Source organism: Burkholderia arboris (assembly GCF_902499125.1).
GTDB lineage: Bacteria > Pseudomonadota > Gammaproteobacteria > Burkholderiales > Burkholderiaceae > Burkholderia > Burkholderia arboris.
In genome coordinates this window covers 107,144-132,454 of the sequence record NZ_CABVPX010000016.1, presented here as the reverse complement: position 1 = coordinate 132,454, position 25,311 = coordinate 107,144, and the positions used below count along the sequence as shown (strand labels likewise).

The window sequence follows — 25,311 nt, the reverse complement described above, 5'->3', positions numbered from 1 at the left end:
CGCCGCCAGCCCCCTCGTGCACGCGACCGGCTGCGGCTCGTCACCGTTTGCGGCGATGCACCCATACACGTGGCCCGCCGCAACGCAGGGCGAGATAACCCGCGCGTACCGCCCTGCTCCACTCATCGCACCACCCCGCTTGCGTGCGTTGCATCGGGTAAAGCAGCGCCGGATGCAAGCGCGGTGTTCCTCAACGCGACGATGCGATCGAGTGTCAAACGCGCATGGCCGTCCGGTGCAACGGCGACGCTACCGTCGCAGTCGACGTGACGCGTCGGCACGCGCATCGGCTCGCCGCGCGCCCGCACGCAAACATGCACGGCCACGATCTCGGGCCAGTCGTCGGCACGCATCGCATCGGCGTCGACGAACTGCGCGGCGCCGCGACGCACGTAGCGCACGCGCAGTTGATCGATTCCCGTCACGACGGGCTGCGGCGTGCCCGGGCGGCCGCTTCCTTCGCAATACAGCTCGGGCTCGCCCGTCGACGGGCTGACATGCACATCGAAGCGATTCTCCACCGGTGAACGCTCACCGGGCACGCCGACACCCTGCCCGAGGCAATCCGACGCCTGGCCGCTCACCGTCGTCCACGTCGACACGGCGTCGGCGACATACCGGACCAGCAACGCGTCCGACGCCGTATGCGCAGGCTCGCATCGCACCTGCGCGCCGTTGCCCCGCACGCGCGCCATCGAGCAGCCGAACACCGGCGGCAACGCCGATACCTCGCCGGCATCGAGCGGCCGGAATCCCGCCATCTGGATCTGCTGACCGATCAGCATCAGCGCGGTACCGGCCGCGTCGCGCATCCTGAACCCGTCGTCCGCGCGATGCTGTGCAATGCGCTGCGCGTGGTACAGCGCGCCAGCCGCCGCGAGCACGAGGAGACCCACGGTCATCGCGATCAGCACTTCGAGCAGCGTATGGGCGCGGGTGTAACGATCAGCGTTCATCGGCCGCCCGCTCCCGAAATGGAACTCGGACGCACGACGGGAGTTGCGCCGACGCGCCTGCGGCTTCACATCGCGGCGACGCGGCCGCGTTGCCGCCACGCCAGCGGACAACGGCGTAGCGCACACCGCCCGGCCCGCCATCGAGCGTCATCGCACCGCCCGGCAACGCGGCAACCGCCCGCGCTGCGAGGCCGTCGTCGGCCGCCGCGGCTGCATGCAGACGCTCGATACGTGCATCGGCCAGCCACAGCGCACGCTCGCGCCAGATCGTCGCGCGCTGTGCGCGTGCCATCGCAAGCTGGCTGCCTGCCACTGCCAGCATCACGGTCGCGAGCAACGCGATGGCGAGCGCCGCCTCGATCAGCGACGTGCCGCGCATGGCCTTGCGCATGGCGATCACGCCGCGTCGCAGCGGCCGGCGGCGACGCGCGCGCGGCCGCCAGCCGCGATCCGCACGCAACGCGACACGCGCGCATCGTCAGCGCCGGTCACGCTGCGCCGCGGACGCAATTCGAAACGCCGGATTCCGCCGATCGATTGACCGACCGGCGGCGCGAACGCCAGATCGTGCGCGGCACCCGCGACGGCCACTTCGCCGTCGTGCGGATAGCGTCGCAGCACGCGCGAGCGCCCGTCGACCTGCCCGCTGACGATCCAGTCGCACGACCATTCGGCCGGCCCGCACCGCTCACCGGCGCGCAGACAGGCGCCGCCGCTCCCGGCCCGGCACAGCGTGACGCGCGTGCCGAGACGCGCCGCTTCGGTGCGCGCAAACGACAGCGCACCGAGCAACGTACGCGAGCGGGCATCCACGCGTTCGCGCATGTGCCACTGGTCGAACGCGGGTACCGCATAAAGCGCGAGCCCCGCCGCCAGCGAGACGGCGACCATCAGCTCGACGAGCGTGAATCCGCTCGTGCGTTGCTCCACATTTTTCAAGGGGTGAGCGCGCAGCGCCATCGCAATCGTCCTCCGCCAGGGTGATGCGACGACTGTAGCGACGCATGCGGATGCGCGCCATTTGCCGAACGGCCGACTGGCGACATGCGATCGCGACCGACACAATCGGCGCGAATCGAACCAACGGAGATGACGATGAACGGACGCAGCGCGTCAGCGCTTACGCGGGGGCTTGGCGGGAGAGGCGCGACGGAACTCTTCGATCACGTCGGCAAATTCGGAAACGTCCTCGAACCGCCGATACACCGATGCGAAGCGGACGTAGGCAATCGTATCGAGGCCGCGCAACTCGTTCATCACGAGTTCGCCGAGCTTCTCGCTACGCACTTCGCGCTCGCCTGTCGCGAGCAGTTGATACTCGATGCGGGCGACCGCCGCGTCGATCGCGTCGGCAGCAACCGGCCGCTTGCGCAGCGCGAGTTGCATGCTGGCGACGATCTTGCGACGGTCGAATTCCGTGCGGCTGCCGTCCTTCTTCACGACGAACGGCAGGGACAGCTCGACCCGCTCGTACGTCGTGAAGCGCTTGTCGCAAGCCGAGCAGCGACGGCGCCGGCGAATCGCGGCGCCATCTTCGGACACGCGCGAGTCGACGACCTGCGTGTCGTCATGCCGGCAGAACGGGCAGCGCATCGTCGATCAGCGATAGACCGGGAAACGCTTGGTCAGCTCGGCGACCTGTGCGCGCACGCGCTCGATCGTCGCTGCATCTTCCGGGTTGTCCAGCACGTCGGCGATCAGGTTACCCACCTGTTCCGCTTCCGCCGGGCCGAAGCCACGCGTCGTCATCGCCGGCGAACCGAGGCGCACGCCGCTCGTCACGAACGGCTTTTCCGGATCGTTCGGGATCGCGTTCTTGTTCACCGTGATGTGCGCCGCGCCCAGCGCCGCTTCCGCTGCCTTGCCCGTGATGTGCTTCGCACGCAGGTCCACCAGCATCACGTGGCTTTCCGTACGGCCCGACACGATCCGCAGACCGCGCTTCACCAGCGTTTCAGCCAGCACGCGTGCGTTCTCGACCACCTTCTCCTGGTACGACTTGAACTCCGGCGACAGCGCTTCCTTGAACGCCACCGCCTTCGCCGCGATCACGTGCATCAGCGGGCCGCCCTGGATCCCCGGGAAGATCGCCGAGTTGATCGGCTTCTCGTATTCCGCCTTCATCAGGATCACGCCGCCGCGCGGGCCGCGCAGGCTCTTGTGCGTCGTCGTCGTCACGAAGTCCGCGTGCGGCACCGGGTTCGGGTACACGCCCGCTGCGATCAGGCCCGCGTAGTGCGCCATGTCCACCATCAGGTACGCGCCCACCGACTTCGCGATCTTCGCCAGACGCTCGAAATCGATCTTCAGCGAGAACGCCGACGCGCCCGCGACGATCAGCTTCGGCTTGTGTTCCTGCGCCATCTGCTCGGCGGCGTCGTAATCGATGTCTTCGTTCTCGTTCAGGCCGTAGCTCACCACGTTGAACCACTTGCCCGACATGTTCACCGGCGAGCCGTGCGTCAGGTGACCACCGTGCGCGAGGCTCATCCCCATGATCGTGTCGCCCGGCTTCAGCATCGCGAAGAACACGCCCTGGTTCGCCTGCGAACCCGAGTTCGGCTGCACGTTCGCCGCTTCCGCGCCGAACAGCTGCTTCACGCGGTCGATCGCCAGTTGCTCGACGACGTCGACGTACTCGCAGCCGCCGTAGTAGCGCTTGCCCGGATACCCTTCCGCGTACTTGTTCGTGAGCTGCGAGCCCTGTGCGGCCATCACGGCCGGGCTCGTGTAGTTTTCCGACGCGATCAGCTCGATGTGATCTTCCTGGCGGCGGTTTTCCTGCTCGATCGCTGCAAAGATTTCGGGATCGACGTTCGCGATGGTGCTTTGGGCTCTGTCAAACATACGGTTTCCGTTAAGTGTGTACAGGTTGACCGGAGTGGCCGAGTACGGTGCGCTGCTGGCGGGACCAGCTCGACGTGGCGGAAGAATCCGTATGACGCGAGGCAGGACAGCCACCGGCGATGCACGCGACGGCGCACAACGGCTGCCCAGGCGAACGGCAAAAACGGCGCCCCGCGCTTCACGGTGGGATGCTCCACCTTGAACCCGAAGGGTTCTATCGCCAGTCACGCAGGGGTGATGAGCGCGTTAGTGTATTGGATGCGTCATGAATAGGCAACCGCACGAAAGGGTGCCCGAAGCAATTGGGGCCAGACTCTACGCGCCCGCGCTGAAACGCTCTGCCGCCTTGCCGCGGTGCGGCATTCTCAGTAGGCTTGCGGGATATCGCCCGCTATTTTGTCATCGACCAGGAGCAGCAATGATCGTGTTCGTCACAGGCGCGTCCGCCGGCTTCGGCGCCGCCATCGCCCGTGCCTTCGTCAACGGAGGCCATCGCGTCGTCGCCACCGCACGCCGCAAGGATCGTCTCGACGCGCTCGCCGCCGAACTCGGCGACGCCCTTTTGCCGTTCGAGCTCGACGTGCGCGACCGCGCGGCCGTCGAGGCCGTGCCGGCCGCCCTTCCCGCCGAATTCGCGGCGCTCGACGTGCTCGTCAACAACGCCGGCCTCGCGCTCGGCGTCGAGCCGGCCCACAAGGCCAGCCTCGACGAATGGCGCACGATGATCGACACGAACTGCACGGGCCTCGTCACCGTCACGCACGCGCTGCTGCCCGGCATGGTCGAGCGCGGCCGCGGCCATATCTTCAATCTCGGCTCGGTTGCGGGTTCGTACCCTTATGCGGGCGGCAACGTCTACGGCGCAACCAAGGCTTTCGTCCGACAATTCAGCCTGAACCTGCGCGCCGACCTGCTCGGCACGCCGCTGCGCGTGACCGACGTCGAGCCGGGCCTGTGCGGCGGCACCGAGTTCTCGAACGTCCGCTATCGCGGCGACGACGAGAAGGCGGCAAACGTCTACAACAACGTCCAGCCGCTGATGCCCGAGGACATCGCCGATACGATCTACTGGATCGCGACGCGCCCGGCACACGTCAACGTCAACACGATCGAGCTGATGCCGATCGCGCAAGCCCCCGGCGGCCCGACCGTCCACCGCGGCTGAAGCCCCGCGGGCCCGGCCCCGGGCCGGCCCGCGGTGTGCTACGGCGTACTACATTCCGTTACGAATCGGTTACGAATCGGCCCCCTGCCTTCCGGTAGAATGCGCGCCATGACTCAGCCTACCCGCTCCCCGGACGCGCCGTCCGGCTTCACCTGGCCGGTGCGCGTGTACTACGAGGATACCGATGCAGGCGGCATCGTCTTCTATGCCAACTACCTGAAGTTCTTCGAGCGCGCCCGCACCGAGTGGTTGCGCGCGTGCGGCGTCGACCAGCGCCAGCTCGCCGACGATACCGGCGCGATCTTCATCGTCCGCAGTACGTCGCTCGACTACCGCGCGCCGGCGCGACTCGACGATACGCTGACGATCACGAGCCGGCCCGGACGCATCGGCCGCGCCTCGGTGGATTTCACGCAGGAAGCCTGGTGTGGCGACACGCTGCTCGTGGCCGGACACATTCGCCTCGGCTGCGTCGACCGTAACGATATCCGGCCCGCGGCCATCCCGCCGGCCGTGCTCGACGCACTGCAACGCGGGCCCGTCATCGACGCCGGGCACACTTCACTGTCAACGAAGCTCGCATGAGCGCCGTTTAGACAAAGCCTATGAACTTGCCGTTCTGATTCGATACTAAGCAAGGTTCGGCGTCAGGCATGACCGGCGCGCCGCGCCGCACGCATACCGGGCGCCCCGAAGGGCCGTTACTCAAACCTCTATGAACACTTCTCAAGACCTGTCGATCATTTCCCTCGTCCTCAACGCGAGCGTGCTGGCCCAGGCCGTGATGGGACTGCTGCTGTTGCTGTCGCTGATGTCGTGGACCTTCATCTTCCGCAAGTGGTTCGCGATCCGCCGCGCGCGCGCGCAGACCGAACGCTTCGAGAAGGATTTCTGGTCGGGCGGCGACCTGCAGGCGCTGTACCAGAGCGCGGCCAACAACCGCCACACGATCGGCGCGCTCGAGCGGATCTTCGAATCGGGGATGCGCGAATTCCTGAAGGCGAAGGAAAAGCGCATCAGCGATCCGGGCCTCGTGCTCGACGGTGCACGCCGCGCGATGCGCGCGTCGTTCCAGCGAGAAATGGACGTGCTCGAAGCGAACCTCGCGTTCCTCGCGTCGGTCGGCTCGGTCAGCCCGTACATCGGTCTGTTCGGCACGGTCTGGGGGATCATGAACTCGTTCCGCGGCCTCGCGAACGTGCAGCAGGCCACGCTCGCGAACGTCGCACCGGGCATCGCCGAGGCGCTCGTCGCCACCGCGATCGGCCTGTTCGCCGCGATTCCGGCGGTGGTCGCGTACAACCGCTACGCGCACGACATCGACCGCCTCGCGATCCGCTTCGAGACCTTCATCGAAGAGTTCTCGAACATCCTGCAGCGTCAGGCCCAGTAAGGAGCGCGCCATGGCAGGAAGCCCCATCCGATCCAGCATGCGCGGCGGCCGCTCGCGCCGTGCAATGGCCGACATCAACGTCGTGCCGTACATCGACGTGATGCTGGTGCTGCTCGTGATCTTCATGGTCACCGCACCGCTCGTCGCCCCGTCGATCATCAACCTGCCGACCGTCGGCAATGCCGCGCCGCAGGAGCAGACGCCGCCCGTCGTCGTCAACATCAAGGCCGACCGCACGATGAGCGTCAAGTACAAGAGCGACTCGGGCGCGACCCAGGAAGACACGATGACGAAGGCCGAGCTCGACGGCTTCATCTCGGCCCGTCAGGCCGATCACCCTGACCAGCCGGTCGTGATCGCAGCCGACAAGACCGTGCAGTACGATGCCGTCATGACCGTGATGTCCGATCTGAAGGCGCGTGGCGTCAAGCGCGTCGGTCTCCTCGTCAAATCGCAATGAACCGGCAGCAATCCACGCGCAGCTCCGCCTACCCGCCTCAGCCTCCCCGCGAGCGCGGCACCTGGCGCGCATTCGCGCTCGCCGCGCTGATGCACGTGCTGCTCGCCCTGTTCCTCTATCATGGCGTGCAGTGGCAGAACAGCACGCCGGCCGGCGCAGAAGCCGAGCTGTGGACCGAGGTGCCCGACGTCGCCGCGCCGCGGCCCGTCGTGACGCCGCCCGCGAAGGTCGCGCCGCCCCCTCCCCCGGTGCGCGACGAACAGGCCGACATCGCACTGCAGCAGAAGAAGCGGCAGCAGGAAGCAGCCGCGCGCGAGGCGCTGCTCGATCAGCAGCGCCGCGCGCAACAGTTGAAAGCTCAGCAGGAAGACGAAGCCCGGCGCGCGCAGCTCGCGGCACAGCAGGCCGCCGCACTCGCCGCGCAGAAAGCCGCGGAACGCGACAAGCAGAAGCAGGCCGACAAGCTCAAGCAACAGCAGCTCGCCGAGCAACAAAAGCTCGAACAGCAGAAACTCCAGCAGCAGAAGCAGGCGCAGCTCGAAGCGCAGCAGGCGGCGAAGGCCAAGGCCGACGCGGCCGCGAAGGCAAAGGCGGAAGCCCAGGCCAAGGCGAAGGCCGACGCCGCCGCGCACGCGAAGGCCAGTGCGGCTGCGAACGCGAAGCTCGACCGCGAGCGCAACGCGCGTCTCGCACAGATGCAGGGCCTGTCCGGCGCCGGTGAAGGCGGCGGCGAAGGCCTCGCGAAAAGCGGCACCGGCACGGGCTCCGGCGGCAATGCCGCGACGCCCGGCTATGCCGACAAGGTGCGCCGCCGCGTCAAACCGAACATCGTTTGGGGCGGCGAGCGAGCAGGCCTGACCACCGTCGTCAAGATTCGGTGCACGCCGTCCGGTGACGTATTGAGCGCATCGGTCTCCCGCTCCAGCGGGAATTCGGGGTGGGATCAAGCCGTGGTCAATGCGATCCACGCATCGGTCCCGTTGCCGCCCGATTCTAACGGTCGTACCCCGTCGGACATTACGATTACCTTCAAGGCGGCGGAGTGAAAGGAAATGCGCTTACACTCCGGGCGTCGCTGTCAGACGGGAACGAATCGGGTATTTTTACTGTCTCTGCGGTTGCGCAGCGATCAAGTCATACGGGAAGCAAGAAGCATGAGTTTGATGACAAAACTAGGTTTCAGGGCACTCGTGGCCTCGTGTCTGATTACGGCGGGCAGCGCCGCTAACGCCCAGGTCAACGTGCTAATCACCGGTGTCGGGTCGACCCAGTTCCCCATCGCCACGGCGAATTTCACGAACGAGGCGAACCTGCCGCAGCAGGTCACGTCGATCGTCCGTGCCGACCTCGCCCGCAGCGGCAAATTCACCAACATCGACGCAGGCAGCACGCCCGTGCCCGAGACCGCCTCGGTCGACCTCGGCGCATGGAAGGCCAAGGGCGCGAATGCGTTCGTCGCCGGCAGCGTGAACCGCGAGGCGAACGGCCAGTACAAGGTCAATTTCATCCTGTACGACACCGTGAAGCAGCAAAGCCTCGGCGGCCTGTCGCTGACGGCCACCGACAGCACGCTGCGCACGGCCGGCCACAAGATCGCCGACTACATCTACCAGAAGCTGCTCGGCGTGCGCGGCGTGTTCGCCACGCGCCTGTCGTACGTGATCAAGACCGGCAACCGCTACCAGCTGCAGATTTCGGATTCGGACGGCCAGAACGCGCGCATCGCGCTGTCGAGCACCGAACCGATCATCTCGCCGTCGTGGTCGCCGAACGGAACGAAGGTCGCTTATGTGTCGTTCGAGCGCAAGAAGCCGATCGTCTACATCCATGACCTGCCGACCGGCCACCGCTTCATGGTCTCCGACCAGAAGGGCAACAACAGCGCACCGGCCTGGTCGCCGGACAGCAACACGCTCGCCGTCGCGCTGTCGCTGACTGGCAATACGCAAATCTATACGGTCAACGCGAACGGCGGCGGCCTGCGCCGTCTCACGCAGAGCAGCTCGATCGATACCGAGCCGTACTACTCGCCGGACGGCCGCTGGATCTACTTCACGAGCGATCGCGGCGGTGCGCCGCAAATCTACCGGATGCCCGCACAGGGTGAAAGCGCCGGTGCGGCACAACGCGTGACGTTCACCGGCAGCTACAACACGAGCCCGCGCGTGAGCCCGGACGGCAAGCTGCTCGCTTACATCTCCCGCACGGGTGGGGGCTTCAAGCTGTACGTTCAGGATCTGCAATCCGGCGCGGCGAACGCCATCACGAATACCAATCGCGACGAATCGCCGAGCTTCGCGGCAAACGGCCAGTATCTTCTGTACGCTACCCAGTCGGGTGGTCGCAACGTTCTGGCTGCAGTGCCCTCCGACGGCAGCGCGCCGCCGCAAATCCTGTCCGTCCAGGGCGGTTCCGTTCGCGAGCCGTCGTGGGGGCCCTTCATGCAATGACCACAAGGAGAGTAACCATGATGTCGAATAAAGCTCGTCTGGCCCTGGCCGTGATGATGATCAGCGCGCTCGCCGCATGTAAGTCGGGCGTGAAGCTCGACGACAAGGCGAACAACGCGGGTGCAGTCAGCACGCAACCGAGCGCCGACAACGTCGCGCAAGTGAACGTCGATCCGCTGAACGACCCGAACAGCCCGCTCGCGAAGCGCAGCATCTACTTCGACTTCGACAGCTATTCGGTGAAGGACGAGTACCAGCCGCTGATGCAGCAGCACGCTCAGTACCTGAAGAGCCACCCGCAGCGCCACGTGCTGATCCAGGGCAACACCGACGAACGCGGCACGAGCGAGTACAACCTCGCGCTGGGCCAGAAACGTGCGGAAGCCGTGCGCCGTGCGATGGCACTGCTCGGCGTGAACGATTCGCAGATGGAAGCCGTGAGCCTCGGCAAGGAAAAGCCGCAGGCAGCAGGTCACGACGAAGCATCGTGGGCGCAGAACCGTCGCGCCGACCTCGTCTACCAACAGTAAGTAACGGAAGAATCGCCGTATGACGCACCGTGTAACCTGGCTGCGTGCAGCCGCAGCTCTCTGCGTCGCCGGCGCGGCGTGGTCGGCCGCGCCGGCGCACGCCGGCGTGTTCGACGACAACGAAGCGCGCCGCGCCGTGCTCGATCTGCGCAGCAAAACCGACAACCTGTCGAGCCAGTTGTCCGCCGCCCAGCGTACGATCCTCGATCAATCCGGCCGTCTCGACCAGCTGAACCAGCAGGTCGCGACGCTGCGCGGCGAGAACGAGGATCTGACGAACCGGCTGACGACGCTCGAGCGGCAGCAGAAGGAGTACTACCAGGATCTCGACACGCGGCTCAAGAAGTTCGAGCCGCAGCAGGCGACGATCGATGGTGTCGAAGGCACCGTGCAGCCGGGTGAAACGGATGCGCTCAATGCGGCGCAACAGCAGTTCCGCAACGGCAACTTCAAGGCGGCCGCGGCTTCGTTCCGCGCGTTCATCGCGAAGTATCCGCAGAGCCCCTATCAGCCGACCGCGCAGTACTGGTACGGCAACGCGCAATACGCGCTGCGTGACTACCGCGGGTCGACCGCGACGTGGCAGGGGATCGTCAGCAAGTTCCCGCAGCACCCGCGTGCGGCCGATGCCCTCGTGGCGATCGGGACGAACCAGCTCGAACAAGGCCAGAAGGCGGCCGCGAAGAAGACGTTCGAGCAGGTCGTGTCGCAGTACGCCGGTTCGAACGCGGCACAGACGGCGCAGGGCAAGCTCGAGACGATCAAATAATTATCGTGACGGGTTGTTGACAGGCTCACAACCCGCCGCTATAATCTTTTGCTCTTTGGGTCGCTTGCCAAGTTGTTGAAGCAACGAACCAAAACAGGTTTCAAGAACGTGGGGTGGTAACTCAGTTGGTTAGAGTATCTGACTTTTAATCAGAGAGTCGAGGGTTCGAGTCCCTCCCACCCTACCAACTATCTTCGATAGTGCAATAAGCCTCCCTCGCGGAGGCTTTTTTGCGTCTGTCGCCTTGCCGAACAACACGTCCCTTCCCTCAATGCGTTGGGCGCTGCGTTGAAAGCGCACCGCGCACCGTTCGACGTCACGCGCCGGTCTGCCAGGACAGCGACGCTCGCCGGCGCAGCGCAACCGCTGCCTGCAAGCGTCGCTTGCTCCGTCCGTCACGGCTGTCGCGCACTCGCCTCCACGGCCTTCTCCGGCGTCGCGGCCGCAACCGGCACCTGCGCCGCTGCCGCACCCGGTGCGCGCAATCGCACGATCCCCTCGTCACCGACCTCGACGAACAGATCGCCGTTCGGCGTGGTGACCATCCCCGCCGGACGATTCAGCGCCCCCGGCAACGTACCCGGCCGATTGCCGCGTAACCCGAGCTGCCCGGCGATCACCGCCGCATCGCCCTTCGCATCGATCCGCAGGACGGTATGGTTTCCGCGGTCGCTCACATACACGTTGCCGCTCGCATCGGCCGCGATCCGGTCGGGCATGCACCACGTCCAGTCGCAACTGATCAGGTTGTTCGTCAGCCGGTCTTCCTCGTCGCGCGACTTCGCGTTCGCCAGCGCGCCGTAGTACGCGTGCTCCGCGGCCGGCCACGGTCCGGGCAGGAAATGGATGCGGTGCGCGCCGGTCGCCGGGTCGATCTGCCAGATCACGTCGCGACTCAACACGTAGAGTTGTCCTTGCGGGCCGACCGCCAGATCCTCGTAGCTGCCCGGCATCCGCCTGCTCGTGACGAAGCGTTCGACGTCCTCGCGCGGAATCTTGTATTGCTGCGCCTCGCGTGCGACCGTCGCGACCGTCCCCGTCGAGAAATCGAGCCGGCGGATGCTCGCACCGCGGCCCGCCACGTACGGGCTGTCGTCCAGCACGTACAGGCGGCCATCGCGATCGAAACGCAGATAGCGCGGCCGCCAGAACGTCGCCTGCGCAAACGGGCCGTCGACCCGCGTCTCGTCGCTGGCCTTGCCGCTCACCGTCTGCACGTTGCCCTGCGGGTCGATACGACGGATCCGCGCGTTGCCGCTGTCGGCGACATAGAGGTTGCCCGACGCGTCCAGCGCGAGCCCGGACGGATAGCGGAAACGCGCCTTCAAGCGCGGCCCGTCGTTGCGCCCCTTGTCGTCCGGCGCACCGGCCCACAGCTCGCTCTTGCCGTCCGGCGCGATCCGGTAGATCGCATCGTCCAGCCGGTCGACGTAGTAGATCGTGCCATCGGCGGCCACCGCGAAATCGTCGTCGACCGATCCCGGCAACCGCGCGATCTTCGCGTCGGCCGCATCGGTCACCAGCCGCGCATCGCTGCGGTTGCTCACGCCCGCGTAGGCAAGCAGGCGGCCGTCCGGCGCCGCCTGCAGCACGACCTGGCCGCTGCCCGTCGCCACCAGCCTGCGGCCCGATCCGTCGATTGCCAGCGACGTCAGGTCGCGATCGTCCGAGCGCCCGCGCTGCAACGCCGGCTGTGCGATGCGCACGGTCGCGCCCGGCTTGCCGTCGGCACCGATCACCGCGATCGACCGCGCCGTGGCCGCAATCATCTGTCCCGCTCCATCGAACGCAAGCGCGATGTAGCCGGGATCGTCGCGCGCATCGCTTGCGTCGGCCGGCTTGTCATTCTCGCTCACCGGTGCCATGCCGATGAACGGCACGCTTCCGGCCAGTGCCGCGACCGGCCCCGGCTCCGGCGGCACACGCGCCGACGCGGCCGCCGCCGTGACATCGTCCGGCGCGTCGGCCGTCTTGCACGACGACAACGGCGTGTAGCCGTTCGGCGTCACGCGGCCGAACGTCTTGCCGTCGGTGACCCAGATCGCCCCGTCCGGGCTCGCCGCAATCGCGCGGATCCCGGACGGCGTGCAATCGCCGTCGGGCTGCTTCCACGTCGTCACCGAGCCGTCGGCGCCGACGATGCGCACATGGCCCGAATAGCGTTCGCGCGTCCAGAGCCGGCCCTGCCCGTCCAGCGCGATGGCGTCCGGTTGATCGAGCTGGCCGATCCCGCGCGGGCCGTCGGCATCGCCCGGCTTGCCCGGCACGCCGGCGATCGTGGCAACGGTGCCGTCCGGCCGGATCGCGCGCACCAGCGCGTTGCCGGCGTCAGCCACGTAGACGGTGCCGTCCGGCGCGCGCACGGCATCGCCCGGCTGGTCGAACCGCGCGGCGGCAGACGCGCCATCCAGATACGCGCGCACACCGCTGCGGCCGGCCAGCGTCGTCACATGGCCCTGCGCATCGATATGCCGCACGGTCGACGCGTACCGGTCCACCACGAGCACGCCGCCGTCCCGGTCGGCATGCAGCCGCAGGTCGCCGGCGAAGCGGGCCGCCGTACCGGCACCGTCGAGATTGCCTTCCGAGCCGGGCGTGCCGGCCACCCACTCGAGCGACGGCCCGCCTGCCAGCGGAAAGTTGCTGCACGCGCTCAGCAGCACGGCCACGGCCGCGCAGGTCGCGATGCGCACACCGAACCCGTTTGCATTCCGGATCATCTTCGTCTCCTTGCCATTCCATTCGCGCCGACTGCCGGCCCGCGCATTGCGCGGGCAAGCCGGCCGGTTCCTGTCATTCATTGCGCCGCGGCCTGCGCGGCCGGCCGGCAGAACAGCTCGCCGCTGGCGGCCACATAGTCGGCCAGCCGCCCCGGATCGCGTACATCGAACAGCGACACGCTGCCGGCCTGGCTCGCATTGAGCACCGCGAGCCGGCTGCCGTCCGGATTGAACGCCAGCGCAAGCGGCCATTCGCCGGTGCGGTAGGCGGCGCGCAACATGCCCGTGGCACGATCGGCGACCAGCACCGTGTTCTCCTGCGGCAGGCTGAACGCGATCAGGCGACCGTCCGGGCTGAACGCGAATTGGTAGCTCGTCAGCGCGCGGCAATACTGGGCGGCCTGGCGCGGCTTCAGCGTGTTCGCGTCGTAGGCCGCGATGCCGTCGCGAAACAGCGCGACCAGGTCGCCGGAACCCGGTTCGACCGCCACGTCGAACGCGTCCGCATCGGCGATCGTGCCGACCTGCGCGCGCGTCTGCGTATCGAATGCGTCGATGGCGCCCGCCACGCCGTTCGTGACGAACAGGCGCCGTCCGTCCGCCGACAGCGCGAGCGCGGCAGGCCGTCCGAACGGCTGGTTGCCGGCGTTCCCGCCGCTCAGCGCGATCGGCTTGCCGAGCGAGCGGAACGTCGCGAGATCGACGACGGATACCGAGTTGGCGACCACGTTCAGCACGTACGCGCGCGCGCCATCCGGCGATATCGCGACCGCCTGCGGGAAGCGCTGCACCTTCGCGACGCCGTCGACATGCCCGCTGTCGAGGTCGAGCTTCGCGAGCGAATCGGGACGCATCGAACTGACATATGCATGGCGCTCGTCGGCCGCGATCGCGATGCCCGTCGCCCCCATCCCGCGGCAGAAATTGTCGGGGCAACCATCCTTCACCGCCTTGGCCGGTCGCTCGCCGAGGTCGCGCATGCGCTGCCCGACCGCCACATCGATCACTGCGACGGTGTTGTCGCTGTTACTGGTGACGTACAGGCGCTTGCCGTCCGGCCCGAACGCCATGCCGGCCGGCCCGTTACCGACCGCAATGACGGCCGGCGCAGGGGGCGTCGCGGACGTCGTCGCGGCAAGCTCCGTCTGCGCGCACGCGCCGGCCGCCAGCATCGCAAGCGCCACGGAAAGCACGGCCCGGTGCAGCACTCGCAGCTTGAAATCGACTCTCACTCTTTTACTCCCGGAAAATGGTCACGCGGCATCGAACGCTGCGTCAGCGCACGCTCACGTCCCGCAGCACCGCACCGTACCCGGCGTACAGGTTGCCGTCGGGCAGCAACTGCAGCTGCGCAAGCTGCCGGTGCACGACCGGCAGGTTGTGGAACGGCATCCGCGTGAACAGATGATGTTCGATATGGAAATGAATCGCGTGCGGGCCGAACAGGAACGTCTGCCACGAACGCCGGACGATCGTGCGCGCGTTGCGGCTCTGGTCCGCGCACGCCGGCAACCCCGCGTGCTCGAAGATCGCGCGCACCTGCCCGGCGAGCGGCAACAGCGTGACGGACGGCACGATCCACAGCGCGACGTACAGCAGCGGATGGCCGGCCAGCGCGAGCGCGCCGAACAGCACGCCGTTGCCGGCCAGCATCGAAGCGATCTCCCACGCCGCATACGCGCGTGATTTTTCGACCTTCGGCAACGCATGCGCGAATGCGCCGCGCGCGAGCTTCACGACGCTCGTCACGTAACCGATCCCGCACGCATACGCGAGCAGGCGGCCGATCAGCCGAACGCGCGTCACCGGATAGTCGTGCACGCCGAACAGCAGCGCGACGGGATCGTCCGCCTGCATCGGCGCGCGATGATGCTTCAGATGACCTGCTCGATACGTGCGCAGCGACAGCCATAGCGGGCCGGCCGCAACCAGTTGCCCCAGCACGTCGTTGACGCGCCGGTTCCGCGCGAGCAACCCGTGCGCGCCTTCATGCATCATGACCGCGAGCGCTAGCTGGCTGCGCGCGATCGCGATCGCGGCGCACGCGTATACGAACGGATGCGGCAACGCGATCGCAACCGCGAACGCAGCGGCAATCATCAGCCAGTCGCCCGCCAGCGCCACACCGACACGCAACGCGTTCACGCGAAACAGCGCGGGATCGGGCACGAACCGCGCAAGCCCGGTATCCGGTCCGGCGGGGCGCACATGCGTATCCGTCATGCGAGCCTCCTGCGCCACGCACGCCGCTCGACCCACAGCGCGCTGATCATCGCGAGCGCGACGCCGCCCAGCACGTCGGCCACCGTATGCTGCTTGAGCGTCAGCGTCGATACGCAGATCAGCAGCCCGATCGACGCCGCAACGATCCGGCGCCGGTCCGTCAGCATCCGGCACGCAAGACACGTCACCGCGACATGCAGGCTCGGGAACCCGTTGGCCGCGAGATCGAGCTGCCACATGCGCGCGACGCGATGGCGCACGAACGCATTGCCGATCTCCGCGACGTCGGGCCGCGGCACGGCTTCCGGCACCAGCAGGAAGCAGACGACACCGAGCACGAACGCGATCAGCACGGCCTCCTTGAACGCGGCGAATGCAGACGGGCGCGCATACGCGGCAAGCACGATCACGAACGGAAAGAACGCGACGTAGACGAACCACGACCAGGCGATGAACGGAATCCGCGCATCGAGCGCCGTGGCCAGTACATAGCGGGGCGTGACGCCGCGCTCCAGCAAAAAGAAGATCGCGAGGCCCGCTGCCATGCCGGCCATCGTGGCCAGCATCTGCCGGACATCGGGCCGGCGATCGTCACGAAGCAACCCTGTATTCATCGCGGCGCCGGCGCCTCGCATCGGGGTTCCGCGTCCGCCGCCCGCGCATGCGGACGCAACGCGAGGATGCGCGACGTCCACGCATCCACCCGCGCACGCGCATGCTCGCGGCCCGCGAGCGTGCCGGCCGGACTACCGGGATCGCGCATCAGCTCGCTTGCGGCCTGTCCGACCGCTTGCCGAAATGCCGCCGCATCGCCGCGCCAGGTGACGACGCGATGCGCGAGTTGCAGCTGCGCCGCACGCGCGGCATTGCTCGCCTGTTCGGGTTGATCGGTCTGCACGAGCAGGATCGGCCGGCGATACACGCGCGCGATCGACAGCGCGGCCATGCCGGGCGCCGACACGATCAGCGGCGCATGCGCGGCGCGCGTCGGCCAGTCGGCGTCGACGCCGGTCCAGCCGTCGTGCCCTGCATAGCCCTCGCCCACACGGTGCGCGGCGAGCCCCGCGTCGTGCATGCCGGCCGACAACGCATCGGCAAGCGCGACGTCACGGAAGTGCGGATTCAGATAAACGGCCGCGGCAGCCGGTTCCGGCAGCGGCAACTCGGCGACAACCGGCACCGGCGTCGGCAACCGGCAGTGCAGACGCGATCGCTGCGCATCGTCGGCGTCGTCGTACGCGAAATCGTGCTCGATACAGCCCAGCGCCGAATCGATCTGCCAGTCGACGATTCGCGCGAACGCGCGCGCCAGCACGCGCGGCAGCCGAGCATCGAAATTCGCGGTCAACGCGCGGCGCAGGCTGCCGCCATACACGTGGACGACGCGACGCCGCCAGCCCGGCACCGCGCCCATGAACAGCAGCGCCGGATGAAACGAGTCGTTGATCACGAGATCCGCATCGCGCACGATCGCACGCAGCCGCACGATGTCGCGCAGCATGCGCGTCGGCCTGAACACGTAGTGCGCGACATTGCGATCGGTCGCGTCGCGCAGCATGTTCTGCCGCTCGTCGAACTGCACCGCGTAGTGCCGGGACAGCACGGCCGCGTCGAGGTCGAACGCGGCCAGGAATGCCCGACCGGCATCCGACGTCGTCAGCACGTCGACCTGCGCGCCGGCCGCACGCAACGCATGCACGAGCAGTTGCGCACGCATCAGGTGGCCGCGCGCGTCGGCCGTCGCGAGATAGACGATGCGCGGCATCATGTGCGCGGACGCAGCGACTGCGCCCAGCCGGCCGCATACATCGCCAGCGCGCCCGTCACGCCGAAACCGGCGTCGATCGCGCGGATCTCGCCCAGCAACGCGGCGAGCGAGGCGGCCTCGGACGGCTCGACGAGACGGCGCAGCGTGTCCGAGCAGAGCCGGACGTGGCGCGCCTCGTCGGCGAGTACGCGCGCGAGCAACGGATGCAGCGGATGCGCGTCGCCGATCGTCGCGCAGTGGCGCGCGAGCACGCGCATCGCCATCTGTTCCGCGCACAGTCCGGTCGCATACGCCGGCACGAGCACGCCTTGCGCGAAATGCGGCGCGTAGCGCTGCGCGAGCCGGCGCCATCGCATGATCTTGCGCCGGCTCAGCCAGTCGGGTTCGTGCGGGCCGGCCGGAGCCTCGACACCGCGTTGGCGCAGCGCATCGGCAAACGCCGCCGCGTGACGGCGCTCGTCCGCGAGATGCTGCTCGATGCGTGGCGCGAGCCAGTCCGGCGGCTGTCCGGTCCAGTCGTCGTGCAACGCGCACTCGGTCGCTTCTTCGCCGATCAGGTACATGCGCAGCATCCAGCGCTCGCCATGCGTGCTGCGATGAAGTTGCCGGATCGCCGCCCGCTTGATGCGATCGACGAGATACGCGCGCACCCGCGCCGCGCCGCGCGGCACCGGCGCGTCGAGACAGCCGAGGCGCTCGCCGTGCGGCGCCTGCGACGCTGCGGGCAATTCGCCTGTCGCGGTCATGCCGGCTCGTTCCGCGCGGATGCAGACTTCGCCGCGGCTGCCGCTGCGGCCGCCGGATCGCGACGCCAGCCGAGGATCAGGCCGACGAAGCTTTCCTGCATGAATGCATGCGCGGAGGCGGCCGCGCCCGCGAATGCTTCCTCTCGGCCATTCACGCGCAGATAGCCGTTGCCGTCGCGCGCGCCGAATTCGATCCGGTCGTTCTTCCGGAAGCCGCGCTCGCGCACGTCCTTCAGGAGTGCGCTGCCGTCGAGGCCGAACAGGAACAGCTCGCGCTGCGCAACCCACACCGGGATGTGATTGCTCAGCGCATCGAAGCGGACCGACCACGTGCCGGACGCGAGCGCGCGATCGACGTCGGCATCGTGCGGCGCGTTCGACGTGAAGCTCGCGCGTGCGACCGGCTTCGTTAGGCCGCCGACACCGAGTGCGATCGTGATGTCGTTCGCGGACGGCTGCTTCGGATCGGTCGCGCTCACCTTCACGAAATGCCGCGCAAGCCGCGACGCAAGCGACGGATGCGCGAACAGCGCAAGCGTTTCGTCCGGCGCGAGCACGTCGCGCTCGCCGTCACCCTCCTTCACGCGCACGCGGTACGGATCGATCCGTACATCGGTGAACTTGCCGTGCACGGGCGCATGGACGTACACGTCGCGGTCCCATTTCGCACCATCGCGACGCAGCAGCACATGCACGCTCAACGGCACGCGCCGGCCGTCGGCATCGACACCCGTGCCTTGCAGCAGCACGTCGCCGAGCACGTCCTTCGTGCGGCGCGCCGCATCGCTCGAGAAAACGATCGTGTGCGCACCGGTATCGATGCTCGCGTGAACGTCGGGCGCATCGAGCGCGACGCGATTGCAGTCCGCCGCGGCCGCGGTCGCGAACGGGCAGCCGCTCTGCGACGCGAAGTGGTAGATCCCGCGCCCCGCATGATCGACCGGCGCGGCATGGGCGCCGGCGCTGGCGGCAAACAGGGCGAGGCTGGCGATACGGGTGGCGCGTGAGGGCATGGTCGTCGTCGGAAGGGAGTCGGGATGTCGAAGTCGCGTGGCGCCGCCGCGAGGGGCGGCGTCACTTCAGTGGCGGTGATAGGACAACGCGTCGAGATCGCGCCGGGTCGACGCACGTCCCGCGAGCCCGAAGCCGCGCGCCAGCGCGCCGAGCGTATCGACGGCGGATGCGGCGATCGTGACGCCGACGGCCGCGAGATAGCGGATCGCGCCCAGTTGCGGCAACTGCTGGCGATTGAGCGCGCGCAGGCTGTAGCCGAGCCGCATCGCCATCACGCAGAACGGGCCGAGCGGGCCACTGCGGCCGAGCCACTGCCATTGGCGCGGCAGATAAGCATTCACGAGGTACGGAGTCAGCCCGACGCTGTCTTCGCCGCGCATCCAGCGCAGCTTCAGCGATTCGCGATGCGTGTCCGGCAGCCGATGCTCGGTGTGCGCGGCCGGCGCGAACTCGACGGCCACGCCGGCCGCCTGCATCCGCAGCCCCATCACCTGGCAATGCGCGCGATAGACGCCGTCGAGCGGCTCGTAGCGGAATCGCGCAAACACGTCGCGCCGGAACGCGACGTTGTTCGCGTAGAAATTGCGCGTGGCACCGTCGCGCAGCGGGCTCGGGAAGTACATGAAATCGATCGACGTCAGCGCGATGCCGAGCACGTTGGGTGCATAACTGGTCCGCCCCGCCACCGCGACGGGCGCGTCGCCCGTGTCGCGTGCGAACGGCGCCAGCAGGTGTTCGAGCCAGTCGTCGGCCGGCCGGCAATCGGCATCGCCGAATACGACGACGTCGCAGCGCAAAGCGTCGACGCGATCGAAGCCGTCGTTCTTCGCATCGTAGTAACCGGTGCTCGCGCCGATCTCGACGAAGTCGATCGGGCGGCCGGCCAGTGCGGCGATGTCCGCGCAGGCATCGGCCGGCAGCCCGTCGTGCGTGATGATCCATTGCGCAAGCGCCGCCGGCGGCACGGTCTGCTTCGACAGCGCCGACACGAGGCGCTTCAGGCTGTCGACGGCCTGCACGAGGCCCGCGCCGCCGCGCAGGTTGTTCGTCTCGAGCACGAGCGCCGCATGCGCCGCCACGGCGCGGGCGGCCGCGCGCGTGCGCGGTGCGGGTTCATTGAAGTTCGGCATCCGGAATATCTCCATCGTCATGCGCGACGGCATGGATGAAACGAAAGGACGGTGGGCTGCGGCGCGCCGGCGAGTGCGGGGCACCGCACGCGTCATGGCGCAACAGGCGGCCGCGGCGGGCGCCCGTTGCGCGTGCCGTCACTCCTGAACGGACGGCGCGGAATCGGCGTCGGTGAAGCGCGGCTTCGCGTTCTGCAGATCGCGCGTGTTCTTCTGCACGGCCACCGAGCCGAACAGTGCGAGCACGAACGACATCGCGTAAAAGCCCTTTTCGCTCAGTTGCAGCGTCGCGTTGAAGAGGCCGACGACCAGCAGCGCGATCGACAGCAGCAGCGCGATCCAGCTGAGGCCGTAATAGATGCCGGTGACGGGAATGCCTTCCGCGCGGTCGCGCACGCTCTTCTGCAGCGAGATCGCCGCATAGAGGCCGAACACCAGCACGGTGAAGTAGTAACCCTTCTCGTTGAGCTGCATGCCGGCGTTCCAGAGCCCGATCAGGAATGCGGCGAAACCGGCGAGCAGCGCGGCCCACGATGCGGCCACGAACGCGAACGACGGCTGCTGGATGGTGGTCTGGTTCATTGCTTTGCCCTCTCTTTCTTCTTGTTCGAAATCGTTATCGTTGAACTGCGTTTGGCGCATGGTAGCAGCTTTGGCACGCGCCAAGACGGCCGTGCTTGCAGTCTTACGCTTCGCGCCGCGCACGCCGCCAGCGCCCCGGCGTCGTGCCGAGCACCGCGCGAAACGCCTTGCCGAATGCGGCTTCGGACTGATAGCCGACCGCCTGCCCGATTTCCGCCTGCCCGCGCTGCGTGTCCTGCAACAGCGCACACGCATGCATCATCCGGATCTGCGCGACGAACGCGCCGACGCTCATCCCGGCCTTCTCGCGGAAATGCCGCGCATAGGTCGCGCGCGACATCGCCGCCGCCGCGCCGAGCGATTCGACCGTCCACGGCTGTTCCGGCGCCTGCAGCACGGCCTGGACCGACGGACCGAGCCGCGCATCGGCCGCGAGCGCGAGCCAGCCGGACGGCACGCGCGCGCCTCGGCCATACGCACGCAGCGCGTATGCGAGCAGCGCCTGCCCGAGCGCGTTCACGATTGCTCCGGCACCCGGCTGCACATTCGATGCCTCGATACGCAGCACGCTCGTCAGCAGCTGCAGCGGCGCGAACCCGGACGCTTCGCGCAATCCGACGTGCAGCACCTGAGGCAGCGTGCGCATCAGCAGTTCGCCGGCGCCGCGCGCATAGACGAACCGCCCGCACAGCAGGTCGACGCTCGCGCCGCCCGGCCCGGCCGGATCGAGATTCGACTTGACCGGCAGTACCGCGCCGTCGCCGGCGCCCGAATCGCGCAGCGGCGCGGCCGGCTGTGACCGGCCGCTCCCGGTGTCGAGCAGGTCGTGCGCAACGCCTGCAGGCAGCAGCACGAAATCGCCTTCGGCGAGCTGCAGCGTGCGCCCGTCGGCGGTGCGCAGCCGGCACGTGCCGGTCAGCACCAGGTGGAACGCCGCCTCGCCGGGCGGCAGCGGGTCGTGCGGCATCGCGAACGGCCCGTCGAGCAGGCAGCGCACGTCGAGCTCGACGTGGCTGCGGCCCAGCGACAGCAGTTGACTCAACGCGTCCATGAGACGATTGCGCTAAAAATTGACACTCTAGCGTATCGAAACCCTCAGCGCGAGCGATCAGAATAGGTCTGCATCGCCCGAGATCGCGGCGCCCGCCGCCCTCCTCACCTCTTCTCGAAAAGGACGCATCATGCTGAACTGGAACGAATACCGGAAGGAACTCTCGACGCGCATCGGTGAAATCGCCAAGCTGTCGCCCGATACGCTGGCCGGCTACAAGGCGCTGTCCGGCGCCGGCGCCAAGACCGGCCATCTCGATGCGAAGACGCGCGAGCTGATCGCGCTTGCCGTGGCCGTCACGACGCGCTGCGACGGCTGTATTGCCGTGCATACGGCCGAAGCCGCCAAGCATGGTGCGACCAAGGAGGAAGTGGCGGAGGCGCTCGGCGTCGCGATTGCGCTGAATGCGGGCGCGGCGCTCGTCTATTCGGCGCGCGTGATGGACGCGCTCGGCGACTGAGCCGACGGCAGCGGCACGGCCTGCGCGCCGCGCCGCTGCGTTGCGCATCGCGCGCACCGGCCGCCATGTCTGACGATTGCGGCCACCTCACCCGGGCGCGCCTGCACCGCGAAGTCGGCTACCATGCGCGAACGAACCGTCGCGAAGGAGCGCTCCATGTGCCGCTGGCTCGCCTATACCGGTAATCCGATCCATCTGGAAACCGTGCTGTTCCGTGCGAAGCATTCGCTGATCGACCAGAGCCTGCATTCGGAGCTGGGCGCCACGACCACCAACGGCGACGGCTTCGGCATCGGCTGGTACGGCCATCCCGACGAACTCCCGTTCCGCTACCGCTCCGTGCATCCCGCATGGAACGACCGCAACCTGCGCGAAGCCGCGCGTGCGATCCGCTCGCGGATGTTCATCGCGCACATTCGTGCGGCGACCGACACGCCCGTACAGGAAACCAACTGCCATCCGTTCCGCCACGGCCGCTGGCTGTTCGCGCACAACGGGCTGATCCGCGACTTCCACAAGCTGCGCCGCGACCTGACGCTGAAGGTCGATCCCGCGCTGTTCCCGACACTCGAAGGCTCGACCGACTCCGAGCTGATGTTCCGCCTCGCCCTGACGTACGGCCTCGAGCAGACGCCGCTGCCGGCGCTCGAGCGGATGGTCGGCGTGGTCGAGGAAACCGCCGCGCGGCATCGCGTCGCCGATCCGCTCAACATGACGATCTGCGCGACCGACGGGGAACGGATCGTCGCGGTGCGCTATTCGAGCGAACGGCAATCGCGCTCGTTGTTCCACAGCACGTCGTTCAAGCACCTGCACGAGCTGTATCCGCATAACCCGCGCATCGCCGAGGCCGGCGACGACGCGTTCATGGTCGTATCCGAACCGCTCGTCGACCTGCGCGGCGCGTGGGAGGAAGTACCGGAAGGGATGGCGATCGTCGCGCACGGCGCGGACGTGCAGCAGCAGCCGTTCGCACCGCGACACAAGTAGCGGCGGCCGGCGCCGCGCGCGCCGTCAGGCGTGGCGCGACAAGCGCATCCGGATCGAATCGAGCCCGGCGGGCAGCCGGCGCGAACGGGCGCGCGGCCGTGGCAGCGCGACGAACCCGAGGCGTTCGTACAGCGTGCGGGCGCGCACGTTGCGGGTCAGCACGTCGAGCACGACGTCGCGGCTACCGTCGGCCGGCAATGCGCCGGTGTCCAGCGCATCGCGAAACAGCGCGCTGAAGACGCCTGTGCCGCGCAGGCGCTCGTCCGTCGCGCAATGCGCGACGAGGATCTGCGAACGCTTCGGCGCCGGGAGCTCCGTTTCGAGGATCAGCCCGCGCAGCAACTGGCCGATGGTGCGGCGCACGCCGAAGAAGCGCGCGAGCGCCCACACGACATGCAGGTCGTCGAACATCGTCCGCTGCCCGTCGTGAATCGCCATCACCGCGAGCACGGCGCCGTCGCCGGCAACGGCGACGCGATGCCGGCGCCACGAAAAGCGTCCGTAGCGCGAACGGAACGCCTGTTGCAGGAAAGCGATGCAGCGCGCATCGCTCTCGCCGAGAAAGAAGCCGAATTCGCCCACGCCGGACACAAACACGAGCGGCCCGCACGCGGCCGCATCATCCGCATCCGCCGCGCGAAACCGTGCGGGTTCACCGGTGCGCGCGACCGCTTGTGCGAACGCGGCGGCCTGCGTCATGCGGCGCGTCCCGCAAGCCGCGACAACACGGCAACGGTCCGGCTGATCTGCTCCGGCTCGTGCGTCGAGCAGATGAAGAAGCGCAGGCGCGCGGCCTTTTCCTCGACGGCCGGATAGAAGATCGGCTGCACGTTGATCCCTTCGTCGAACATCGCATTCGCCCACTGCGCGGCTTTCAGCGAACTCCCGGTGATCACCGGCACGACCGCATACCCGGCACTCGTGCCCGTATTCAGCCCGGCGGCCCGCGCCTCGGTCAGGAACTGCCGCCCGCGCGCCTGCAGTTGCGCGACGCGCGCCGGCTCGGCCTGCAGGCGTTCGAGCGCGGCCAGCGACGCTTCGGCGAGCGTCGGTGCGAGCCCGACGCTGTACAGGAAACCCGGCGCCAGGTGGCGCAGCATGTCGACGAGCGGCTGGCAGCCGGCGATGAAACCGCCGCAGCCGGCCAGCGTCTTGCTCATCGTGCCCATCCACATGTCGACCTGGTCGGGCGCGACGCCGCAATGCTCGCGGATGCCCTTGCCGGTCGCGCCGAGCACGCCGAGCGAATGGGCCTCGTCGACCAGCAGGAACGCGCCGTGGCGCGTCTTCACGTCGACGAAGCGCTGCAGGTCGGGGAAATCGCCGTCCATGCTGTACAGCCCCTCGATCGCGATCAGCACGTGCCGGTATTCGCGGCGTACGCGCGACAGCAGCTCGTCGAGCGCCTGCCAGTCGTTGTGCGCGAAGCTCAGCCGCTTCGCGCCGCTCAGTTGCGCACCCTGCACGATGCTGTTGTGCGCGAGCGCATCGTGAACGATCAGATCGCCCGGGCCGAACAGCGCGCCGATCACGGTCACGTTCGTCGCATGGCCGCTCACGAACGCGACGCAGTCGTCGGTTTCGTAGAACGCGGCCAGCGCGCGCTCGAGGTCGCGCTGCACCGGGCGTTCGCCCGCGACCATCCGGCTCGCCGATGCCGACGTGCCGTAGCGGTCGATCGCGGCCTTCGCACGCGCGGACACCGCCGGGTCGCCGGCGAGGCCGAGGTAGTTGTAGTTCGCGAAGTTCAGGTATTCGCGTCCGCCGATCTGCGTCGTCGCACCGGCAACGCCGTCGTGCACACGGAAAAACGGCGAGTCGACACGCAGTTTCTCGCCCATCTCGCGCATGATCCGGACCTGCTGATACTGCGGCATCGATTCGAAGCGGCTGCGTGCGGACACGGTCTGTGCTGCCGGCGTGCCGGGCACGCCGGGCGCCGCTGCGGCATCGGTCGCGCGCTCCAGTTGCCGTTTCAGGGCTTTCGCCGCCAGTTGCTGGCGAAGATGCTCTCCCAGTGCCATTGCTTCCTTCGCTGTATCTCGAAAAGACGCTAT

Annotated in this window: 27 protein-coding genes, 1 tRNA gene and 1 riboswitch; of the genes, 11 read left to right on the top strand and 17 right to left on the bottom strand. The window is 68.0% G+C overall.

Translation table 11 applies throughout. The annotated features are described in order from the left end of the window. Nucleotides 1-122: 122 nt before the first annotated feature. The 5 genes from BLA15945_RS20410 to glyA all read right to left on the bottom strand — a co-directional run bounded on the left by BLA15945_RS20410 (nucleotide 123) and on the right by glyA (nucleotide 3,803). Nucleotides 123-956, bottom strand: coding sequence for a type IV pilus assembly protein (locus tag BLA15945_RS20410; RefSeq protein WP_059235910.1), 834 nt, complete (start codon nucleotides 954-956; stop codon nucleotides 123-125). Then, nucleotides 946-1,347: a hypothetical protein gene (locus BLA15945_RS20405; RefSeq protein ID WP_081051914.1), complete on the bottom strand. Its 402-nt coding sequence runs from the start codon at nucleotides 1,345-1,347 to the stop codon at nucleotides 946-948. The genes BLA15945_RS20410 and BLA15945_RS20405 overlap by 11 nt, the downstream gene beginning before the upstream one ends. Before the next feature lie 5 nt (nucleotides 1,348-1,352). Beyond that, nucleotides 1,353-1,916 (bottom strand): GspH/FimT family pseudopilin, encoded by a 564-nt coding sequence (locus BLA15945_RS20400; RefSeq protein WP_059235911.1) that lies wholly within the window; start codon nucleotides 1,914-1,916, stop codon nucleotides 1,353-1,355. Nucleotides 1,917-2,069: 153 nt separating this feature from the next. After that, a complete protein-coding gene (gene nrdR / locus BLA15945_RS20395) occupies nucleotides 2,070-2,549 on the bottom strand; it encodes a transcriptional regulator NrdR (protein WP_059235913.1) in 480 nt (159 codons plus the stop codon). A gap of 6 nt (nucleotides 2,550-2,555) precedes the next feature. Beyond that, on the bottom strand, nucleotides 2,556-3,803 hold the full coding sequence (glyA, locus tag BLA15945_RS20390) for a serine hydroxymethyltransferase (RefSeq protein WP_059235915.1): 1,248 nt from the start codon (nucleotides 3,801-3,803) through the stop codon (nucleotides 2,556-2,558). A 137-nt stretch (nucleotides 3,804-3,940) separates the two neighbouring features. Continuing rightward, a riboswitch (ZMP/ZTP riboswitch) is annotated at nucleotides 3,941-4,041 on the bottom strand. 180 nt (nucleotides 4,042-4,221) lie between these two features. On the opposite strand from glyA, the gene BLA15945_RS20385 reads away from it, so the two are divergent. The 9 genes from BLA15945_RS20385 to BLA15945_RS20345 all read left to right on the top strand — a co-directional run bounded on the left by BLA15945_RS20385 (nucleotide 4,222) and on the right by BLA15945_RS20345 (nucleotide 10,757). Next, the gene (locus BLA15945_RS20385) at nucleotides 4,222-4,968 is read left to right on the top strand and encodes an SDR family NAD(P)-dependent oxidoreductase (RefSeq protein WP_059235917.1); all 747 of its coding nucleotides are present in this window, start codon (nucleotides 4,222-4,224) and stop codon (nucleotides 4,966-4,968) included. A gap of 99 nt (nucleotides 4,969-5,067) precedes the next feature. Further along, nucleotides 5,068-5,553, top strand: a complete 486-nt coding sequence (gene ybgC / locus BLA15945_RS20380; protein ID WP_059235919.1) for a tol-pal system-associated acyl-CoA thioesterase — start codon at nucleotides 5,068-5,070, stop codon at nucleotides 5,551-5,553. 130 nt (nucleotides 5,554-5,683) lie between these two features. Then, nucleotides 5,684-6,361, top strand: coding sequence for a protein TolQ (gene tolQ / locus BLA15945_RS20375; RefSeq protein WP_021157170.1), 678 nt, complete (start codon nucleotides 5,684-5,686; stop codon nucleotides 6,359-6,361). Between the two features lie 10 nt (nucleotides 6,362-6,371). Beyond that, entirely contained in the window at nucleotides 6,372-6,821 is a 450-nt protein-coding gene (gene tolR / locus BLA15945_RS20370) for a protein TolR (RefSeq protein ID WP_059235921.1), read from the top strand. Further along, a complete protein-coding gene (gene tolA, locus BLA15945_RS20365; RefSeq protein WP_059235922.1) occupies nucleotides 6,818-7,867 on the top strand; it encodes a cell envelope integrity protein TolA in 1,050 nt (349 codons plus the stop codon). The genes tolR and tolA overlap by 4 nt, the downstream gene beginning before the upstream one ends. Nucleotides 7,868-7,975: 108 nt before the next feature. Then, a complete protein-coding gene (gene tolB, locus BLA15945_RS20360; RefSeq protein WP_059235924.1) occupies nucleotides 7,976-9,271 on the top strand; it encodes a Tol-Pal system beta propeller repeat protein TolB in 1,296 nt (431 codons plus the stop codon). 17 nt (nucleotides 9,272-9,288) lie between these two features. Continuing rightward, nucleotides 9,289-9,801, top strand: coding sequence for a peptidoglycan-associated lipoprotein Pal (gene pal, locus BLA15945_RS20355; protein WP_011351072.1), 513 nt, complete (start codon nucleotides 9,289-9,291; stop codon nucleotides 9,799-9,801). 19 nt (nucleotides 9,802-9,820) lie between these two features. Beyond that, on the top strand, nucleotides 9,821-10,570 hold the full coding sequence (ybgF, locus tag BLA15945_RS20350) for a tol-pal system protein YbgF (protein WP_059235926.1): 750 nt from the start codon (nucleotides 9,821-9,823) through the stop codon (nucleotides 10,568-10,570). Between the two features lie 110 nt (nucleotides 10,571-10,680). Next, nucleotides 10,681-10,757: transfer RNA gene (locus tag BLA15945_RS20345), tRNA-Lys, on the top strand. Nucleotides 10,758-10,965: 208 nt separating this feature from the next. Here BLA15945_RS20345 and BLA15945_RS20340 read toward each other — a convergent pair. From BLA15945_RS20340 to BLA15945_RS20295, 10 genes are all read right to left on the bottom strand, one after another. Next, the gene (locus BLA15945_RS20340) at nucleotides 10,966-13,290 is read right to left on the bottom strand and encodes an NHL repeat-containing protein (RefSeq protein WP_174993243.1); all 2,325 of its coding nucleotides are present in this window, start codon (nucleotides 13,288-13,290) and stop codon (nucleotides 10,966-10,968) included. Between the two features lie 77 nt (nucleotides 13,291-13,367). Then, nucleotides 13,368-14,522 carry a beta-propeller fold lactonase family protein gene (locus BLA15945_RS20335; protein ID WP_174993242.1) on the bottom strand — a complete coding sequence of 385 codons (1,155 nt, stop codon included), beginning with the start codon at nucleotides 14,520-14,522 and terminating at the stop codon, nucleotides 13,368-13,370. Nucleotides 14,523-14,565: 43 nt separating this feature from the next. Then, nucleotides 14,566-15,513 carry a fatty acid desaturase family protein gene (locus tag BLA15945_RS20330; RefSeq protein WP_059235932.1) on the bottom strand — a complete coding sequence of 316 codons (948 nt, stop codon included), beginning with the start codon at nucleotides 15,511-15,513 and terminating at the stop codon, nucleotides 14,566-14,568. Further along, nucleotides 15,510-16,079 (bottom strand): phosphatase PAP2 family protein, encoded by a 570-nt coding sequence (locus BLA15945_RS20325; RefSeq protein ID WP_233464265.1) that lies wholly within the window; start codon nucleotides 16,077-16,079, stop codon nucleotides 15,510-15,512. The genes BLA15945_RS20330 and BLA15945_RS20325 overlap by 4 nt, the downstream gene beginning before the upstream one ends. Nucleotides 16,080-16,123: 44 nt before the next feature. Next, the gene (locus tag BLA15945_RS20320) at nucleotides 16,124-17,281 is read right to left on the bottom strand and encodes a glycosyltransferase family protein (protein ID WP_174993240.1); all 1,158 of its coding nucleotides are present in this window, start codon (nucleotides 17,279-17,281) and stop codon (nucleotides 16,124-16,126) included. Then, entirely contained in the window at nucleotides 17,278-18,027 is a 750-nt protein-coding gene (locus tag BLA15945_RS20315) for a ferritin-like domain-containing protein (RefSeq protein ID WP_174993239.1), read from the bottom strand. The genes BLA15945_RS20320 and BLA15945_RS20315 overlap by 4 nt, the downstream gene beginning before the upstream one ends. Further along, the gene (locus BLA15945_RS20310) at nucleotides 18,024-19,040 is read right to left on the bottom strand and encodes a hypothetical protein (RefSeq protein WP_174993238.1); all 1,017 of its coding nucleotides are present in this window, start codon (nucleotides 19,038-19,040) and stop codon (nucleotides 18,024-18,026) included. The genes BLA15945_RS20315 and BLA15945_RS20310 overlap by 4 nt, the downstream gene beginning before the upstream one ends. Nucleotides 19,041-19,106: 66 nt before the next feature. Continuing rightward, the gene (locus BLA15945_RS20305; RefSeq protein ID WP_174993237.1) at nucleotides 19,107-20,171 is read right to left on the bottom strand and encodes a glycosyltransferase; all 1,065 of its coding nucleotides are present in this window, start codon (nucleotides 20,169-20,171) and stop codon (nucleotides 19,107-19,109) included. 138 nt (nucleotides 20,172-20,309) lie between these two features. Further along, nucleotides 20,310-20,753, bottom strand: coding sequence for an inner membrane protein YiaA (yiaA, locus tag BLA15945_RS20300; protein WP_059235940.1), 444 nt, complete (start codon nucleotides 20,751-20,753; stop codon nucleotides 20,310-20,312). A gap of 103 nt (nucleotides 20,754-20,856) precedes the next feature. Continuing rightward, on the bottom strand, nucleotides 20,857-21,804 hold the full coding sequence (locus BLA15945_RS20295) for a cupin domain-containing protein (protein ID WP_059235942.1): 948 nt from the start codon (nucleotides 21,802-21,804) through the stop codon (nucleotides 20,857-20,859). Between the two features lie 130 nt (nucleotides 21,805-21,934). Here BLA15945_RS20295 and BLA15945_RS20290 point away from each other — a divergent pair, with 130 nt between their 5' ends. Both BLA15945_RS20290 and BLA15945_RS20285 read left to right on the top strand, forming a co-directional pair. Beyond that, the gene (locus tag BLA15945_RS20290) at nucleotides 21,935-22,264 is read left to right on the top strand and encodes a carboxymuconolactone decarboxylase family protein (protein WP_043189451.1); all 330 of its coding nucleotides are present in this window, start codon (nucleotides 21,935-21,937) and stop codon (nucleotides 22,262-22,264) included. A gap of 156 nt (nucleotides 22,265-22,420) precedes the next feature. Further along, nucleotides 22,421-23,254 carry a class II glutamine amidotransferase gene (locus BLA15945_RS20285; RefSeq protein WP_059236892.1) on the top strand — a complete coding sequence of 278 codons (834 nt, stop codon included), beginning with the start codon at nucleotides 22,421-22,423 and terminating at the stop codon, nucleotides 23,252-23,254. A gap of 24 nt (nucleotides 23,255-23,278) precedes the next feature. On the opposite strand, the gene BLA15945_RS20280 is transcribed toward BLA15945_RS20285, so the two are convergent. Both BLA15945_RS20280 and BLA15945_RS20275 read right to left on the bottom strand, forming a co-directional pair. Further along, the gene (locus tag BLA15945_RS20280) at nucleotides 23,279-23,953 is read right to left on the bottom strand and encodes a GNAT family N-acetyltransferase (protein ID WP_059235944.1); all 675 of its coding nucleotides are present in this window, start codon (nucleotides 23,951-23,953) and stop codon (nucleotides 23,279-23,281) included. Next, complete coding sequence (locus tag BLA15945_RS20275) at nucleotides 23,950-25,278, bottom strand: aminotransferase class I/II-fold pyridoxal phosphate-dependent enzyme (RefSeq protein ID WP_174993236.1); 1,329 nt, start codon at nucleotides 25,276-25,278, stop codon at nucleotides 23,950-23,952. The genes BLA15945_RS20280 and BLA15945_RS20275 overlap by 4 nt, the downstream gene beginning before the upstream one ends. Between the last annotated feature and the right edge of the window lie 33 nt (nucleotides 25,279-25,311).

Bases quoted from the DNA above. Each gene is read 5' to 3' on its own strand.
- tolR (WP_059235921.1), top strand. From the start codon at position 6,372: ATGGCAGGAAGCCCCATCCGATCCAGCATGCGCGGCGGCCGCTCGCGC.
- ybgC (WP_059235919.1), top strand. From the start codon at position 5,068: ATGCGCGCCATGACTCAGCCTACCCGCTCCCCGGACGCGCCGTCCGGC.
- BLA15945_RS20280 (WP_059235944.1), bottom strand. From the start codon at position 23,953: ATGACGCAGGCCGCCGCGTTCGCACAAGCGGTCGCGCGCACCGGTGAA.
- BLA15945_RS20330 (WP_059235932.1), bottom strand. From the start codon at position 15,513: ATGACGGATACGCATGTGCGCCCCGCCGGACCGGATACCGGGCTTGCG.
- BLA15945_RS20340 (WP_174993243.1), bottom strand. From the start codon at position 13,290: ATGATCCGGAATGCAAACGGGTTCGGTGTGCGCATCGCGACCTGCGCG.
- tolA (WP_059235922.1), top strand. From the start codon at position 6,818: ATGAACCGGCAGCAATCCACGCGCAGCTCCGCCTACCCGCCTCAGCCT.
- BLA15945_RS20320 (WP_174993240.1), bottom strand. From the start codon at position 17,281: ATGATGCCGCGCATCGTCTATCTCGCGACGGCCGACGCGCGCGGCCAC.
- BLA15945_RS20315 (WP_174993239.1), bottom strand. From the start codon at position 18,027: ATGACCGCGACAGGCGAATTGCCCGCAGCGTCGCAGGCGCCGCACGGC.
- BLA15945_RS20405 (WP_081051914.1), bottom strand. From the start codon at position 1,347: ATGCGCAAGGCCATGCGCGGCACGTCGCTGATCGAGGCGGCGCTCGCC.
- ybgF (WP_059235926.1), top strand. From the start codon at position 9,821: ATGACGCACCGTGTAACCTGGCTGCGTGCAGCCGCAGCTCTCTGCGTC.
- BLA15945_RS20310 (WP_174993238.1), bottom strand. From the start codon at position 19,040: ATGCCCTCACGCGCCACCCGTATCGCCAGCCTCGCCCTGTTTGCCGCC.
- BLA15945_RS20290 (WP_043189451.1), top strand. From the start codon at position 21,935: ATGCTGAACTGGAACGAATACCGGAAGGAACTCTCGACGCGCATCGGT.
- BLA15945_RS20325 (WP_233464265.1), bottom strand. From the start codon at position 16,079: ATGCTGGCCACGATGGCCGGCATGGCAGCGGGCCTCGCGATCTTCTTT.
- BLA15945_RS20275 (WP_174993236.1), bottom strand. From the start codon at position 25,278: ATGGCACTGGGAGAGCATCTTCGCCAGCAACTGGCGGCGAAAGCCCTG.
- yiaA (WP_059235940.1), bottom strand. From the start codon at position 20,753: ATGAACCAGACCACCATCCAGCAGCCGTCGTTCGCGTTCGTGGCCGCA.
- BLA15945_RS20285 (WP_059236892.1), top strand. From the start codon at position 22,421: ATGTGCCGCTGGCTCGCCTATACCGGTAATCCGATCCATCTGGAAACC.
- tolQ (WP_021157170.1), top strand. From the start codon at position 5,684: ATGAACACTTCTCAAGACCTGTCGATCATTTCCCTCGTCCTCAACGCG.
- BLA15945_RS20305 (WP_174993237.1), bottom strand. From the start codon at position 20,171: ATGCCGAACTTCAATGAACCCGCACCGCGCACGCGCGCGGCCGCCCGC.
- tolB (WP_059235924.1), top strand. From the start codon at position 7,976: ATGAGTTTGATGACAAAACTAGGTTTCAGGGCACTCGTGGCCTCGTGT.
- BLA15945_RS20295 (WP_059235942.1), bottom strand. From the start codon at position 21,804: ATGGACGCGTTGAGTCAACTGCTGTCGCTGGGCCGCAGCCACGTCGAG.
- pal (WP_011351072.1), top strand. From the start codon at position 9,289: ATGATGTCGAATAAAGCTCGTCTGGCCCTGGCCGTGATGATGATCAGC.
- BLA15945_RS20410 (WP_059235910.1), bottom strand. From the start codon at position 956: ATGAACGCTGATCGTTACACCCGCGCCCATACGCTGCTCGAAGTGCTG.
- BLA15945_RS20400 (WP_059235911.1), bottom strand. From the start codon at position 1,916: ATGGCGCTGCGCGCTCACCCCTTGAAAAATGTGGAGCAACGCACGAGC.
- BLA15945_RS20385 (WP_059235917.1), top strand. From the start codon at position 4,222: ATGATCGTGTTCGTCACAGGCGCGTCCGCCGGCTTCGGCGCCGCCATC.
- nrdR (WP_059235913.1), bottom strand. From the start codon at position 2,549: ATGCGCTGCCCGTTCTGCCGGCATGACGACACGCAGGTCGTCGACTCG.
- glyA (WP_059235915.1), bottom strand. From the start codon at position 3,803: ATGTTTGACAGAGCCCAAAGCACCATCGCGAACGTCGATCCCGAAATC.